Origin of the sequence: Pseudomaricurvus alcaniphilus (assembly GCF_011440395.1) — a bacterium.
Taxonomy (GTDB): domain Bacteria; phylum Pseudomonadota; class Gammaproteobacteria; order Pseudomonadales; family Cellvibrionaceae; genus Pseudomaricurvus; species Pseudomaricurvus alcaniphilus.
Window position 1 is genome coordinate 192,770 of sequence record NZ_JAAOIX010000009.1, and the last position, 16,729, is coordinate 209,498.

At 59.8% G+C, this 16,729-nt stretch carries 9 protein-coding genes; 2 read left to right on the plus strand and 7 right to left on the minus strand.

From position 1 onward, the window contains the following. Positions 1-8 precede the first annotated feature (8 nt). The 7 genes from G8764_RS17220 to G8764_RS17250 form a co-directional block, all read right to left on the minus strand. A complete protein-coding gene (locus G8764_RS17220; RefSeq protein WP_166165909.1) occupies positions 9-1,325 on the minus strand; it encodes a DEAD/DEAH box helicase in 1,317 nt (438 codons plus the stop codon). A 664-nt stretch (positions 1,326-1,989) separates the two neighbouring features. Continuing rightward, positions 1,990-3,378 carry an ATP-dependent RNA helicase DbpA gene (gene dbpA, locus G8764_RS17225; RefSeq protein ID WP_166165910.1) on the minus strand — a complete coding sequence of 463 codons (1,389 nt, stop codon included), beginning with the start codon at positions 3,376-3,378 and terminating at the stop codon, positions 1,990-1,992. Positions 3,379-3,498: 120 nt separating this feature from the next. Further along, positions 3,499-4,884, minus strand: coding sequence for a lipase (locus G8764_RS17230; RefSeq protein WP_207951938.1), 1,386 nt, complete (start codon positions 4,882-4,884; stop codon positions 3,499-3,501). Between the two features lie 447 nt (positions 4,885-5,331). Then, positions 5,332-7,134: a DUF3300 domain-containing protein gene (locus tag G8764_RS22340; RefSeq protein ID WP_207951939.1), complete on the minus strand. Its 1,803-nt coding sequence runs from the start codon at positions 7,132-7,134 to the stop codon at positions 5,332-5,334. Between the two features lie 172 nt (positions 7,135-7,306). After that, positions 7,307-8,602, minus strand: coding sequence for a glucosylglycerol 3-phosphatase (gene stpA / locus G8764_RS17240; RefSeq protein ID WP_166165911.1), 1,296 nt, complete (start codon positions 8,600-8,602; stop codon positions 7,307-7,309). A 133-nt stretch (positions 8,603-8,735) separates the two neighbouring features. Next, the gene (locus G8764_RS17245) at positions 8,736-10,070 is read right to left on the minus strand and encodes a mechanosensitive ion channel family protein (RefSeq protein ID WP_166165912.1); all 1,335 of its coding nucleotides are present in this window, start codon (positions 10,068-10,070) and stop codon (positions 8,736-8,738) included. A 179-nt stretch (positions 10,071-10,249) separates the two neighbouring features. Further along, a complete protein-coding gene (locus G8764_RS17250) occupies positions 10,250-14,278 on the minus strand; it encodes a hypothetical protein (RefSeq protein ID WP_166165913.1) in 4,029 nt (1,342 codons plus the stop codon). Between the two features lie 701 nt (positions 14,279-14,979). Here G8764_RS17250 and rhlP point away from each other — a divergent pair. After that, complete coding sequence (rhlP, locus tag G8764_RS17255; RefSeq protein ID WP_166165914.1) at positions 14,980-15,867, plus strand: rhombotarget lipoprotein; 888 nt, start codon at positions 14,980-14,982, stop codon at positions 15,865-15,867. A 149-nt stretch (positions 15,868-16,016) separates the two neighbouring features. Next, on the plus strand, positions 16,017-16,718 hold the full coding sequence (rrtA, locus tag G8764_RS17260) for a rhombosortase (protein ID WP_166165915.1): 702 nt from the start codon (positions 16,017-16,019) through the stop codon (positions 16,716-16,718). Positions 16,719-16,729 lie beyond the last annotated feature (11 nt).

Below are 16,729 nucleotides of genomic sequence, written 5' to 3' on the forward strand. Positions count from 1 at the left end.
TCATTGCGCTAGGCAGGCTTGCGGGCGGGGCGGCGACGGCGCGCCGGGCGGCTGGAATCATCGCCGGACGCCTGCCTTTGGTGTGCTTTCTGGGCGTGGGCACTGCCGCTGCCGCGAACTCCGTCGCGGTGTTGCACTTTCGGCTTTTTCGCCCTCGGCGCCCGGCTGTTCAGCCTGGACTCCTGCAGCGGGTTGACGGGTTCAAAACCGCTGACCAGCTCCCGCGGGATCAGCTGCTGGATCAGCCGCTCGATATCGAACAACTGCTTGGCTTCGTCGGCACTGACCAGCGACACCGCCTGGCCACTGGCGCCGGCACGACCGGTGCGACCGATGCGGTGCACGTAATCTTCCGGCACATTGGGCAGGTCAAAATTGACCACCTGCGGCAACTGGTCGATATCGATACCGCGGGCAGCGATATCGGTGGCAACCAACACCCGGATCTTGTTGCTTTTAAAGTTCGCCAGCGCACTGGTGCGCGCGCCCTGGCTCTTGTTGCCGTGGATCGCCGCGGCACTGAGCCCGGCGGCGTCCAGCTGCTTGGTCAATTTGTTGGCACCGTGCTTGGTACGGCTGAATACCAGCACCTGGTGCCAGTTGTGGCTTTTAATCAACTCGATCAACAGACCCGACTTCTGGTTTTTGTCCACCGGGCACAGCCAGTGCTTGACGGTCTCCACGGTGGTGTTGCGCGGCGCCACATCGATTTCCACCGGATTGTGCACCAGACCTTTGGCCAGGGTCCGGATGTCGTCGGAGAAGGTGGCGGAAAACAACAGGTTTTGGCGCTTGGCGGGCAACACCTTGAGAATACGCTTGATGTCGTGAATAAAGCCCATATCCAGCATGCGATCGGCTTCGTCCAGCACCAGTATTTCCAGGTGCTTGAATTTGACCGCGTTCTGTTGGTAGAGGTCCAGCAGGCGCCCCGGTGTTGCCACCAGCACGTCGACCCCGCGACGCAAACTCTGCATCTGCGGGTTGATACTGACACCACCATAGACCACCGCCGAGCGCAGTGGCAGGTGCTTGCCGTAGGTGGAAACACTGGCGCCCACCTGGGCGGCCAGCTCGCGAGTGGGGGTCAGCACCAGCGCGCGCACGTGGTTGGCCGGGGCTCTCTCGCCCGCCATCAAGCGGTGTAACAGTGGCAGGGTGAAGCCGGCAGTCTTGCCGGTGCCCGTCTGGGCGGCGGCCATTACGTCCTGGCCTTCAATAACGGCGGGAATGGCCTGGGCCTGGATGGGTGAGGGAGTGTCGTAGCCCTGCTCGGCTACGGCATCCAACAGCGGGGCCGATAGGCCAAGATCAGAAAATTGCATGTTTTACCTGAAAATCATTAAGAGCCAGCACAGCTGGCGGGGCGGGCAGCTTACCTTAAGCGGGCGCCAAGCTCCACCGGCAAACCGCGCAGGCGCCCCCAGAGACCCTGGTTCTGGCGGGAGATTGCTTCGAAACAGCCTTGCGAGCTGCTTGAGAAACAGGGTTTAGGGGCCACAAGGGGCGTCAGAAAAAATAATTTGCGATCTGGTGAAATTATTTTTGAACTATCTGCAATTGGTCCGGTCTGAATTAGTAAGATTTTTCATGGTGTCTTGCTCTCCTTACTTAGCCTCCTTTATGGAGGCTCTCTTTTTTCTGGACCAGCAATTGACCGCCTCCCTGCTTCAACCCCAGCTTACCACCTCTTCTGACTCGATATCTTCCAGCCCGATTCCTTCTGACTTGATCTGTCCCGGCCCGATATATTTCGGCCTTATCCCGCTTCGCGCGGCTCCGGCAGGCCTGAAACCCGCCTTTTGCAACCCATGTCACATTTTTTTAGCCCTGCCCTGAACTAATGCAAAACCGCTCGGTCCTACTTTGTAAGATTTTCATGGTCTTGCTCTCCTATACTTTGCCCCCGTTACCGGGGGCTTTTTTTTGCGCTGGCGGAAACAAGCTGACGCGACTACCGATTTTGGCACCCAAGCCATTCTTCTGGCGTCAAACACCCACTACCCGAACCCTGAAATTGCGACCCTTGAGCTTGCCCTTGCCCAGTTTGGCCAGCGCCTGGCGAGAACTGGCACGAGTGACAGCGACATAGGCTTTCAGGTCAAAGACATGGATCTTGCCGATAGCGCCACCGTCAATACCATCGGCCCCGGTGAGTGCCCCGACGATATCGCCGGCGCGCAGCTTTTGCTTTTTGCCGCCGTCGATCTGCAGAGTCACCATAGCGGGCTTGGCCGGCGGCTCAGCACCGCCCGTCGGCAACTTCTCCAGGGTGAAAGATTGCTGCAGGGTGTCTTCCAGGCGGCGCAGCTTGAAGGCCTCGCTGTCGGCCACCAAACTGACCGCGACCCCCTGCTGGCCGGCGCGACCGGTGCGCCCGATGCGGTGCACATGCACCTCCTCATCCCGGGACAAGTGATAGTTGATCACCATATTCAGGTCTTCGATATCCAGCCCGCGCGCCGCCACATCGGTGGCCACCAGCACCGAGACACTGTTGTTGGCGAAGCAGACCAGGGTCTGGTCCCGGTCTCGCTGCTCCATGTCGCCGTGCAGTGCCAGCGCGGTATAACCCGCCGCGCGCAGCTGGTTGGCCACCTCGTCAGTCTCGCGCCGGGTATTGCAAAACACCACGCTCGACTGCGGCCGATAGTGCCCCAGTACCTGGCACAGTGCCTCCGCCCGGGTGTCGGCGGCTACCTGGTAGAAATGCTGCTCGATACTGCTGGCGCTGTGGGTGGAGGCCACCTCAACCCGCACCGGTGTCTTTTGCACCCGGGCAGCCAGGGCTTCAATGCTGGTGGGAAAGGTGGCGGAGAACAGCAGTGTCTGGCGCACGGCCGGCAGGTCGGCGACGATATTATCAACCGACTGCTGAAACCCCATATCCAGCATGCGATCGGCCTCATCCAGCACCAGGGTCGCGACCTCGCTGAAATCCAGGTTGCCCTTGCGCATATGCTCTTCGATACGACCCGGGGTGCCAACAATGATATGGGCACCGTGCTCCAGTGAACCTTTTTGCGGCCCAAAGGGCATGCCGCCGCAGAGGGTAAGAATCTTGATATTGTGGATGCGGCGCCCCAGGGTGCGCAGCTCCCTGGCCACCTGGTCGGCCAATTCACGGGTCGGGCACAGCACCAGCGCCTGGATGCGAAAGCGGTCCACCTGCAGCTTGTGCAGCAGGCTCAAACCAAAGGCGGCGGTTTTGCCGGAGCCGGTTTTGGCCTGGCCGATCACGTCCTCGCCCTTGAGCATGGGCGGCAGTGCCGCCGCCTGGATTTCGGTCATACTGTGGTAGCCGAGCTCGGCGAGGTTGCTGCGCAATGCCGCTGCCAGCGGCAGCGAATCGAACGACAGCGGATCTGAATTGGACAAGGGCGACTCCAGAAAAATGAGTGCAGGTTATTTCTCCGCAGCGGCCTCGTCAAGGCATGAATCTGGCAGCCCCACTTATGTAGGGCTGCCACACCGGGCTGCCAGCCCGGTCAAGTTGCGCTAGTCCTCCCGCACCGGGGTGGTGGAGATCATTATCAGGTCTTGCAAAAACTTCTGGATACTGTCGCCCCATATCTCATTATGGCCCGGGATAAGGCTGCCATCGACGTAGATGTTCAGGTACGGGTTGAGCGGGCTGGAGCGCCCCAGATGGGACAGCTCTACGGCTTCAAAGCGCAACTTGCTGCCGTAGTCCTGATCACTCCAGTTGTTGCCCAGCGAGCGATAGCTAAAGTTGGCACTGCGCTCGCTGGCGGTGACAACAGGGTCCAACCGGTGCGTCCAATAGGGCTGGAAATGGCCAATGGTGTTGTTATCCGCATCTTTCTCGCTCAGCACCACGGCCTCGGCGCCGTTGGCGGTGGCAATCAGGCGCTCGATATCATCGTGGGTTTCAAACAGGGTCGAAAAGAACCGCCCGGCGGGAAAGGCATAGCGAGTGGCGTAATCGGCCTTGGATGTGAGCACCGCCAGACGCGGCAACTGGGGCGGAAACTTGTACTGGCGACAGCTGGCGGCGACCGTATCGGCAGCCACAACCTTGTCGGCACCGGTAAATTTGTAACTGCACTGTTGACCGATGTCGTACAGGGTGGCAAAGCGCATCGCTTCAAAAGCCGGGTTTAACAGTATAACCAGGTCGCCAAAGCCCTTGGCGTCTTCCTGCCGGGTTTTGCCACGCTGGCTACTGAGGTAGCGGTCCGCCAGTATTTGCTGCAGTGAGGTGTACACCACCGCGCCCCCAAAGCTGTGGCCAATCACCACCATACGATTATTCAGTGGCTTGGGGGTTTGCTGCTCCCAGCCCGCTTTGACGTTGACGATTTGCTCCAGCTGTAAGAGAACCTCGCTGACTCCCTGCAAACCCACTTCCTGGGCGACCGCTTTGCGCCCCCAAAAAGTGGCCTGGCGCAATATCGGCACGGTGATGGAGTCGCCTCGCCAGCCCAAATAGACGCCGATGACTTTGCGCTTGGCCCTGGCATCCTGTTGACTGGCTATCGCTTCCCGGGCTGAGATCTTGCTCAGCATCCCCTTAAAGGATTCAATATTGCCGTCCCCAGGCGCGGCGCTGTGGTGCCAGCCGTGCACAAACACTGTCAGGATCACGTCCTCGCGCGCGGCGATATTGCGGTAGTGATCCAGCACAAATTGCATTTGTTTGCGGTCGCGCAACTGGCCCTGGTCATCGTATTCCACGAACCCCAGCAGAAACTCCTGGGCGCTGCCCGGCTGGTGGATGGAAACCGCCGCTCGATCGCAGTAGCTCGAACCTGAGACACTGCAAGCCTGGTAGCTGTCCCGATAGATTTTGTTGGGCGCACACGCCGTCAGTGCAAACGCCGCGGCAATGACTAGCCAATATCGCAATCCAAACCCGTCCATAAGTTTCTCCAGATGATTATCAGTTGTTATCGACCCGTGAGAATTGATCGCCTGTTGACCTGCATAGCAGCACATCCCGGAGCGGAAGGCAAGCGAGCGCAGTTGGCTTTTAGCGGCGGTAATTTACGCGGCGAACTAACGCGGGCGCAAGGGTTGCGGCAGTGCCGGGCGGCCAGCTATCGATTGTGACAATTGCAGACAAGCGGCGTCAGGAGCAGACATGAGGGGAAAATCTGAAGGGGAAAGGCCGTCCCCGCGGAAACACCCTGGAAGGCACTCGCGACCATTGCGGCCGCGCATTTATTTCTCGCTGATTTTGGAGAGAATAATTATTACAGACTTGACGCGAGCAACACATTATCGCGGATAACACTTTGGCAGGGGTAGCATTCGCACAATTCGATTTTGTCCCCGGAGATAATGCCTGGTAACAAGCCAGCCGCTTCGTTACTTGTTCGAAAAGCGGGGGTGATCGGTGCGTGGTAGCCGTCGCTCCATGGTTTTATGCAGCTTCGGGTGCCTGACCTTACTGACAGCGGCGGGTCGAGCCTGAGTCACTGGCCGCCCCTGCTGCACCTGGCGGCCAGGCTGGCTGACCTGGCGCGGCGGAGCCGTTCGCTCGACCCGCGCCTTGCTGCCGGTATTTTCTTTACTGCCGCTCCTGAATTCGCTGCCCGAGCGAAAGCCCTTGCTGCGCTGCGTATCCTTTGGCTCGCGCAAATCGCTACCGCCACGCACTGTTCGGTTGCCGGCGCTGGCGTTATCCGGCCGCCCTGGGGAATTACCCGAACGCTGCTTGCCCCGGTGCGAATCGGACCGGCTGTCGTTGGCCCCTTGGTAGCGGCTGCCGTTATACTTGCTATTGCTGTATTTGCTATCGCGAAAGTTGTTATCGCGAAAGTTGCTATCGCGAAAGTTACTGACGCCGGCTGTTCCTGCGCTGTGCTTGTCAATCTTGACGCTCCGCTCGCGCCGCTCCCCCTGCCCTCGATCAGCTGGCTCGTGACCGCTTTTTTCCCTTCTATCTGTGCCTAATCGATCTGTGCCTGATCGATCCCCACCTGAGCTTCCCCTGTGAAACCTGTCCCTGTCGAACTTGTCCTTATCGAACCTGTTCTTTCCGAACCTGTCCTTGTCGAGCCTGTCCCTGTCGAATCTATCCCTGTCGAACCTGTCCTTATCCAATCTATCCTTGCCCGGCCTGTACTTGTCTAAATCCTGTCGCTGCTGGCCATGCAGGCTTGAGCCCTGCCAGCGCCGGTCGCTGCCCGGTCGCTCATCATCTCTCTGCAATTGCCGCCCCCGCCATTCGCCGGGGTTAAACTGGCGCTGGTGAAAATCCCGGGAATGGGAGTAGCGCGGGTCAACCAATCGGGTTTTGTGCTGCCGGGGATAGCGCACACCGTGCCGGTGATGCGGATTGTGCTGCCAGCGGCGCCAGGCCCCATGTCGATGGTCATCAAACAGTTTGCGCGCGCCGTGATGATAAAGGTGATCCCGCCGCCACTGGTAGTCCACAAACAAATGGCGATTGCGCCAGCTGAAACTGCTGAAATAGAAGCCGGAATAGACCAGGTAGCTGTTGCTCCAGTAAAAACCGGAGTGCCACGTGTAGTGGTGCGGCTGGTGCCAGTGATAGGGTGGGTAGGAGCTCCACCACCAGGGACCGTAGACAATCCGGGTATCGTAGTAGGGCACATACACCACATCCCGTTGCCGCGGCTGAATAACGATATCGCCGTCGTCGTGCTCAACATCGATATAGTCATTGTCGGTGAGAGAGCCGTGGTCGTAAGCTCGCTGCCGCAGTTTTTGCACGGCGGCCAATACCCGCTCTTCGTCCAGCAGAAACGCGTTGCCCAGTTTTTCCAGCCAGTCCAGGTCCTCGCTCATGGTTTGCAACAGATCGTGAAACGGCGCCAGGGCTTTCACACTGGGATCCCAGTTTTCGTCCTCCGCCGCTGCCAGGGCCTGTTGCTCATCCAGGCCCTTGTGCTCGGCCCGCCAACGGGCAGCCTGGACGACTTCGAGGGGATAGGTGGCGGCCACCAGAATATGGGACAGCAAGGTGTCGGGATAGAGTGCGACAGGCGCCAGAATCTGGTCCAGCTGCTGTTCATCCAGCAAGTGCTGTTCACCGATGAGTTGTTCATCCTGGTGAGGGTCATCCGCCAGGGGTTCCGCCGTCGCTGCCGAGACAACAGCGAACAACCCCACCCAGAGCAGCAGACACCTATAGAAATAACGCATAAGAGATACCTCTTTAGAGCCCCGCAGCGCTAAACAATCCGCCGCCGAAGCCTGGTAGAGGTTACTTATAACACCCTGCGCCTTAACTTTATCTGAACGAGCGCCGCTGGATTAAGATAGGGAAGCGAACGAAGCCAACTGAAAGGGTCCGCGCAATTCGTCGGAAGGCTGTTTAGCCGGGGGGCGTGGCGGCGTGGCGACCGTTGAAATAGTCCCGGGCCAGCTGGCAGAAAAAGTCCACATACTGGCTGTGTCCCCCCGGGAAGGCAAAATTGACCTGCAGCGGATCGGCGGGATCGCTGATGCCTCGAACGGCGCCCCAGTGGCGCTTGCCCCAGCGTTCTGCAGTGGCGGGCAAACAGTCGCGCTTGAGACCCGGTCGCCGGACTTCACCACCGCTGCTGTCCACATAGACAATCGTATTGTCGACCCCGACGCAGCCGCCAATGGCCTGCACAAAACTGAGAAAACCGCGATCGCTGCCACCCCGGACCACCTGCTGTTGTCCGTCCAGCTCTATGGGCTGGGAAGTAATGGTATCACCCACGGCAACGATGTGCGGCATCAGGTCCGGGTCGAAGTGTTGCTGTAGCAGCGCCAATAACTGCTGCTGGTCCCGCGGCGCCTGGCGCACACTGAAATCGGCACCCAGCGGATAGTGACCGCTACGCTGCTGGAAGTAGTGATTGAGAATCACCAGTACCCCGGTTTCCTTGACCGCGCCGGCCAGCATAAACTGGAAATCCGTGGTACCGGCGTCGCTCCCCTCAGCGTACTTGATACGCTCACCGCTGGCATCACTGCCGAGATTGGGGGCGTAGTGGACAAAGAAGCTGGAGCCCAATTGTTGCCGACTGGCCTCTGCCAACAGCGACTCCATCAGGTTTTTCAGGTCCCGCTGCAGACAGCGATACTTCTCCGCCTGGCCGGCAAACTTCTGGAAAAAGTTATTGATGTTCACCGTGGGCGAGACCAGGTTATCCAGCACCGTGCTGGCCAGCAGCGACTCTATTTCCGCCGCGCTCAATTGATAGGGCTCAGCTCCCAGCTTTTGCTGCATAAAATCGCGGCAGCGGTCCGGTACTGCGGCGAGAAACTCCAATTCGGCGTCACTGACGCCCGGGTGCGATACCGCACCGTAGCAATCCTGCCACTGCACTCCTCCGCCGCCGAGACCGGGCAAATAGTAGCCCTGTTGCCTGGCAGCGGCCGCTCCCAGGGTTCTGTCCACAATCAAATTTACCCCGCGCCGGCCAATATGCTCGCCGTTGCTCAATACAAAAAAATGACCGTCGAGTTGCTTTGCCGCTTGCAGGTAGCGCGGCTCAATCTGGCGATCGAGAGGATCCCGCACCAGCCCCATACACACCCCGTCCAGGTCCTGGATAAACAGCAGGTTGTCGCGGGCTTTGAGTGTATTGAGCAGGCGTGCATGGTCGAGGGAGAAACGCTCGGAAGACAAAGGCATAATAATATTTTAACGGTTTCCTGCTGGTAATTCGGGGTTGACGGAATGCCGCGGCGTTATTGCCGCCGCAACCACTGACCATGCTAACATCAATTGCCCCACCGATAAAAATTGACGCGGCGCCAGCACCGCACTACGGCTTGTCCACCGGCGCCGCTGCCACCGTAAAGTTTTTGTTGAGCACACGCACTTCCCGCTGCGGAAAAGGAATCTCAAAGCCGTGCTCGCGCATGGCCTCGAAGATCAGCAGCAGCAGGTCCCCGCCGACCCTATTTTTGCCATCGTCGATGCCATGCATCCAGAACTCCACGAACATATTGACCCCGGAATCTCCAAAGCTGTCGATTTCACAATCGGGCCGCTCTTCGATGGGGAGCTCGTCACCACTCAATACCTGCGGGTGATCGGCCACCACTTTTTTAATGACTTCCACCAGCTTGCGAATGTCCGAGTGGTAGGCGACGGAAAAGTCCACCCGATAGCGCTGCTTTTTGTTTTTGTGGGTCCAGTTGGTAAAGCTCTCCACGATAAACTTCTCGTTGGGCACCATGATGTCCTTGCCATCGAAGGTTTCCAGCGTGGTAGAGCGCAGGCTCAACTCCCGCACAATACCGGTGCGGCCATCTTCCAGTTCGATATAGTCATCGATGGAAATCGAGCGGTCGAGCAGGATAATAATCCCGGAGATAAAATTCGAAGCAATGGCTTGCAGGCCAAACCCCAAACCTACACCCACAGCACCGCCAAACACTGCCAGGGCGGTGAGGTTGATCCCCATCACCTGCAACAGCAGTAGAAAGATCACCACAAAGATGACGACTTCCAGCAGCTTCGCCGCCACCTCGCGGGTGCGGAAATCCAGCTGCTCCTGGCGCCGGATCATATCCTTGCCGGTAACGTTAGACACCCGCCCCAACCAGAACAACAGCGAACCAAACAACGCCACACGCAGCAGGCCGTAGGCCGACACTTCGATATTGCCAATGGTCACCGACATGGACTCGAGTATTTCCACCAGCCGCCCGAGAATACCCACCAGGTGCAAGAACAGCAGTGGCAATCCCACCCAGCGGAACGCACTGGCCACCACATAATTTTTAATAAACTCGCGAATAATCTCGTTAAACACCAGCAGCATGGCGATGATCAATGCGGCTCGAACCAGCCAGCCCTGGCCCAGGGTGCTTGCACTGATATTGACAGCAATGCTGAGCATTAAAATGGCCAGCAGCGGGAATACCAACTCGCCCAGCTTGGTGAGAAAGCGGCGCAGTGGATGCTCCGGGGTAGTTGCAGATCTTGCCCCGAGGAAGGGTACGTAGCGCAGGATTCGATTGGCCACCACATAGGCGCAGCCGTAGATGGCGACCACAAGGCCGAGCTGTGCATAGGTCTCGGTTTGCAGAACAACCTCGAGCGCTTTGGCGCTGGTTTCGACAGCCAACTGGGAGAGCTTTTCAAATGCCATGGGCGGTAATCCTGAGACATCCCCCGACCGGCTGCTGCGCGGCTGCGCAGGCAGGGCGGGAATGAGTATTATTTTGGTATTATAGTTGGGCCTTGCGGCCCTGCTGCCTGCTACCACTTCGTATACTGCCAAAGTTTGGCAACTTTGTCCCGCGTCCTGCCAACACCGCTCTTACCCCGCTACGACGGCGGCCCGGTTTCCGGCCCGGCACCACCCCCGGTTTTGGACTCTGCCGCGCTGTCAACTTTGGCTCGCCAGGTGCCCTGAGCGGAGAAACAGTGCCAGCCCCAGCTGGCCCACTGGATAATTTTAGTCGCCAGCCACAATGACCAGAGCAACATCACCAGGCGATAGGCGATGATGGGTACACTCACCACCGTCACTCCGGGGAAGTCTTCGCTGCTGACCCGGTCCTGGTAATAGTTGTACCAGTGGCTGTCGCTGCCATTGCCAACCACTTTCATTTCCGGGCTCGCCAGCAACCCCATGGGAATTGCAGAGATTATACTGAAAGCGGTTAGCACCCCCATAACGACGATAAACACCTGCAACAAATTGAAGCGATTGCGGCTCATCGCCTGGGGATCGATGTGCTGGCGGCGCACCGCCAACAAAAAGAACAACACCGCAGTGACCAGCACCCCGTAGCTGTTGACCGTCGACAAGCCGATACCCAGCAGCAACCAGCCAAACAGGGTAATGGGCATGGCCAGCCGCAAACTCGAACTCAGGTAGGCCAGGGCAAACGCCCCCAGCACGATCACGCACAACACGCCCCAATAGAGCATCGCCGGGCCGATGGCCGGGCCACTGATAAACAGCGGCCAGCGGTCCCGCGGCAGGCGGTAATTCAGGGACAGGTTGGTGGCCCCGGTGGGCAGGGTAATCTGTGGCGAGCGGTCGATCAGTCCCAGTGGGATCACCTGTTGAAACTCCAGGCTCAACTGCTGGTAGCCCGGCTGTAGTGGCACCACCACCCTGTTACCGGGGGGCAGATTCATCGCCCGGCCATTGAGCGAGAGGCCGAGAACTTCCGCGCTCTCGGGCAAGAGCAGGGCGTAGTCTTCGCCGAGACTGGAGCGTATTTCGAGGCTCAAGCTGGACTTTTGCAGTTGCTTGCCGGCATTGACCTGCAACGCGGCTTTTTCCACCGTATGGGTCGGCCCCGACACCCCTTCCGGGCGGCTGATATCCACCAGCAGCTGCTCACCGGGCCAGGGCTTGAAGGTGGGCCGCAGGGCACTGCCACCATCCCGGCTCTGCAGCGGCGGGATACCGCGGTAACCGAGGCGCCAGCGGGAAGACGGCACAAACTGCCACTCCTCCACGTAGTGTGACTCCGTGGCTGCGGTAAGGGCCAGCTGGTCCACCGGTGCGAGGATCGAGCTCCAGGACACGGCTCGCTGGTGATGGCCCAGCTGCACACTGATCTTGCCGTCTTTTACCACACCGACATCCGTCAACAGCTGCTCATTCGCCAGCAGGGGAATGGCGATGGAGATGGCACCGGCGGCCGGTGCCTGTCGCTCCACCCGGGTGTTGACGCGCCACTGCTGGGCAAACTGGAAGCTGCGCCTGACCACCACAAAATCTGCCACCGGGTCGGGCTGCAAGGTATCGCTGACCTGCACCCGGTCTTTGTCGACGGAGCGGAAATTTAGCGTACTGTTGAGTATACGGCCATTTACCAGACCCTCCACCCGCCAGTCCGGCGCCACCACCTCGACATTGTGCAGTGGCAGGGGAAAGTTGATTGCCACCTGGTCGCCGCTGAGCGCGGCGAGCATCTCGATACTGTGCTGCCCCCGCGGCAGCTGCACCAGCACGCCGCCGGGACCGGCACCGAGCGGCACTCTCTTGCCGTCGGCCAGCACTTGTTGCAACTGCCAGCTACTGCCGCCACCGGGTAAGGCCAGCGCCAGGTTCGCCTCGGCGTAGACGTCAAATGCAATCTGCATCACGCTGGCGCGCACAATCACCTTGCCATTGTTGAGACTGACACAGGCCGGCAGGCATTCCGGCGCCCGGGTCAGCCGTTGTTCCAGTTGCTTGAGCAGGTACTGGGGCGGGTACTCCGCGGCCAGCCCGGGCTGCGGCAGCCACATTACCAGCAACAGCAACCCTGCCCCCAGGGTCGCCATCGAGCCCCCAGCCGCCGCTGTCCCCCTGCGCCGCTCGATCAACTGCGCCAGCCGCCGCAACACCAGGCCGGCATAGCCACCCACCAATAGCACCGCCAACACCCGCCAGCAGGAGGTCAGCCAGGGTGGCGAGTAGTAAAGGGCCAGTTGCTGATCCGCGCGCACCGGTCCGCTGGCACGTAAGTAGACCGCGTCCCAGGTCCAGGTGGGCAGGCCCGGACCGGTCTGGACCCGGTCGTCGTCGGCAACTTCATAGAGCTCAAGATCACGCTGCGGCGGCGCTTCCTGCATCTGCCGCTGCTTGCTCTTCAAGGGCCCAAGGCGGGCGTCCGCCGCCTCCTCCAGAGCCATCTGCGGAGCCGATGTGACCGCATAGTTGCCGGCCGAACGCGACCGGCTCGGGTAGTATTCACCCACTGCTGCGCGCTCCAGAGAGGGATAGATGGCGAGCCGGAACGAATCCACCGCAAACCCGATAAACAGCAGCACAAAACCGGCGCCCAACATCACCCCCAGGCTGGTGAGCGAGGATTTGATCCAGCTCGACGTCAGGGGCAGCAGGGCAATAATAATCAACAGCACCGGAATCACCAGCAGCGGCGCATTGGGCTCCTGCAACGCCAGCAGGAAGGTGAGTCCAGCCAGCGCGGCGGCGCGATTGCTGAGCAGTTTGCGGGTCGCCGCCACAATCACCAGGATCAGGAACACATCCCACAAGTCCCACTGGCTGAGCCAGGTACCGGCGATTTCATCGACCCCGGCTGCGTGCAGGACGCGCCAACCCGGCGGCAAGTGCAAGGTCGCGGCGTAACTTTCCGCCCGCGCCTGCCAGCCAATGGCGCTGAAGCCGGACCTTGTCTCCAGCCGGCTCACCGCTTCCAGGTTGATATTCGGGCTGCGCACTTCAATGCCCTGCTGCGCGTCGTCCAAAGTTATCAATACCGGCTCACCATCCACAGTGGCGCGACCGACCCGGGTATCAGCAGCAGCGTTCAAGCGCCAATCGCGCTGCATGCGCCCCTTGATTTGCTCCAGTGTGGTCAGGCCCCTGCCGTCAAAATCCAGCCACAGGTCGCGCTGCAGGTTGAGCTCATTGGCCGCTGGGGCGTGGTCGCCGCGATACTCCGTGGTCAGGGTCAGGCGGGTGTCTTTATCCAGCCGGTAAGTGGGCAATTCGACCCATTGCGGCGGCAGGCCTATTTGGCTGGTATCGACGCTGACCGCGCCGCCTAACTTCAACTGGCGCAACTCCGGCGCGGCGGCCACGCTGATGTATTCAGCCTGGGGCCAATCCGCTGAAGCGGGTTGCAACAACTGCAGCGCCTCCGGGTTTACAGTGAAGCGGGTCAGCAGTTGAATGACGTGTTCACCGGCGCCCACCTGGGCGCGCATATCACCGTTGGCCTCGACCCGGGCCGGCACCGGAGACTGCAGCTCCATAACTTCGGAATTGGCCAGCAATACCTTGCCAAAGCTGACCTCCCGAGGTTTGCCGCTGACCTGCAGTTTAATCCGGGTTTCCAGCAGCAGCGGTATACCATCGCTCAACTTGCGATACACCTCTATGCCGAGGCTGTCACGACTTTGCGCAACCCGGGCGTCGCTCTTGCTGGCAAAAACAATCTGGTCCTGGCGGCGATCAACACTTTGCGGCTGACCATCGCGGGTGAGCGTAACCAGCGCAATACTGGTTGGCACCGACAACTGCCCCGGCAGTTTCGCCCAACTGAAACTGCCGCTGACCAGGTGCGAACCGGGCCCCAGCACGACGTGGGGTATACCTTTCTGCTCCAGCAGCGCGGCCGGCTTGCCATTCACCTGCACCGCTCGCGGCCAGTGTTGCTGATCCCCCGGCAGCGCCACCGTGGCAGATTGGCCAAACACCTCGATATCGAGGGCAAAGCTCAGCCCCCGCGGCTGCAATTGCAAATGCATGCGCCCCGGCCAGGCACACTGGCGCGCGTTGGTTTGGTCCGCCAACCAGGGACAACCCAGCTCGGGATGATCTTTGGCCACCCAGCTCTCCCAGGCGGACAAGTCGGCCGGCGTCGCCGCGGTCGCAGCCACACTAAAACCTGCCGCGCTGACTAATGCCAGACCGAGCACTGCCAGCAATCTGGCAAACGCCCGTAAACATTGATGCAGTGACGCCGGGAGCGATGTTCTTCCCTGACCGGTTGGCTCGCACATAAGCTGGCACCTGCTATATGACTTTAAAGGAAAACAGAACGTTGACGGAAAAGAACTTTAAAACAAGAAAAACCTGAAGCAATACAACTTTAAATACTTGGATAAGTCGAGTTGCAAATTTCTAAACTGCGGCCTGCACTATCAGCCATTCTTCTCAATACTCAAGTTTCGGAGTTCGTAAGCCAATTCGCTAGCACTAAAGCCGGGCGGGGCAGTCCCTTCCGGGACCGTCGGAGGCATGGATGCCGACGCCGAGCTTACAGGGACGTACTTGCAGCGTGTCCTGGAAGGGACTGCCCCGCCCGGCGTGGTGGAATGAACTCCGAAACTTGAGTTATTATCCCCGTAGTTTAGCCTAGTCGCGCCCAGCTTACTTGCTCTTTTCACACCGCCACAGGCGACCGTAACCCGGCCGCGCCGCGCACAACTTTCTTATCTATGCTGCTCATAGACGCACCCGCAACCTACCGCTACAATCGAGCGGCGGTACAACGCAATCCTGCCTGATTACCACCTGAGTTATGCGTCGTATCAACCGTCCACCCGCAACATTTCCGCACACAACCAAAGAGCATGCCATGAAACTATTCAGGTCGTTTGTCGTTGTTGCTTTAATCGTCAGCCTCAGCTCCTGCACCAACCTCTGGCAGCAGTTGTCCGGCGACGGCGGTCGCCAGCAGGGCGTCTCCAGCAGCCTGGTGGATTTCCTCTATCCCCAGGGTGAAACCCCACCACCTGCGCCCAACAACATACCCAATTTGCAGCTGCCGCTGCGGGTGGGTGTTGCCTTTGTGCCCTCCAACAGCAGCAACGTCGAAGGCCTGTCAGAAGCGGAAAAAAAACGCCTGCTGGAGCAGGCCAAACAGAGTTTTACCGGGCGGGATTTTATCGATCACATTACCGTGATTCCCGATACCTACCTGCGCTCGCGCAAGGGCTTTCAAACCATTGAGCAAGTGGCGCGACTGTACAGTCTCGATGTGATGGCACTGGTCTCCTACGACCAGGTTGTGCACTCCGATGACACCAAATCGTCAATACTCTACTGGACCGTTGTCGGCGCCTATTTCGTAAAAGGCAGCAAAAACGACGTGCAAACTTTCGTCGACACCGCGATTTTTGACGTCAAAACCAACAAGTTGCTATTCCGCGCCCCGGGGGTAAATAAAATCACGGCCACCTCCACCCTGGTGGGCAGCCCGGAAGCCATGCGCGACGCCCGCAGCAACAGCTTCTCCCTGGCCATGGCCGACATGACCCGCAACCTCAATGACGAGCTGGAGCGATTCCGGGAGCGCATCAAGCAGGACGCCAGTGTCACCGTCTCCCACCGGCAGGGCTACGGTGGCGGTGGCGCAGTCGGGATCTATTCCCTACTTGCCCTGGCACTGCTGACACTGTCAGGTGGCGCCCTGCGCCGCTACCATCTGCGCCGGCGCCAAGCGGAGCGCAGCAGCCGGTCATGAACAACCGGCCTGCGCCACGCCAGCCCGAAACACACCAGTCTAGACTGCACCCGTCTGCAATAAACCAGCCTGAGTCAAACCTGTCCGGGTCACAAGAGGCTGCGCCCCGCCAGACAGTGTTGGGCCGGGCTACATTGGATCGGACCGGGTTGGACAAGACACGGTTGGGTCGGGCATGCCTGGATCCGAACGAGCTGGATCCAAAAGAGCAGGATCGGAACGAACTGGACCGGAAAGAGCTGGACAGGGTCGTCACTATTGTCACTGCCACCGGCGCCGCCATGGTGGTGGCACAGTACTTTCCGCAGCTGCTCCAGTACAACCGCTCAGCCATACTGGCAGGCGAATACTGGCGCCTGATCAGCGCCCACTTCACCCACGCCGATGGCAACCACCTGCTGCTCAACCTGGTCGGCCTGGCGCTGGTGGCCTACCTGTCACCGCACAGTGTCACTACTACCCGCTGGCTGGTTGCCGTGCTGGTGTGCGGCCTTGCCATCAGCCTCGGTTTGCTCCTGTGGCTACCCGAACTGCAATGGTACCTGGGCATGTCGGGGGTACTGCACGGCCTGCTGGCCATGGCACTGATACTGCGCCTCTACCGCGGCCAAATCTATTGCGCTGCTGGCCTCGGCCTGCTGGCGCTAAAGTTACTGCTCGAGCAACGGGTTGCAGTGTCCTCCTACGCCCACCCCCTCATCGAACTGCCAGTTATCACCGAGGCGCACCTGATTGGCGCCCTTGGCGGATTCCTGATCGCCCTGTTGCTGCCGATACTGTACCGACAGCGCAACCGCCGGTCCGACACGCCAACTCCTATCAATGGACTTGCGAGCAGGCCACCAGAATGAGACTCTTCGAA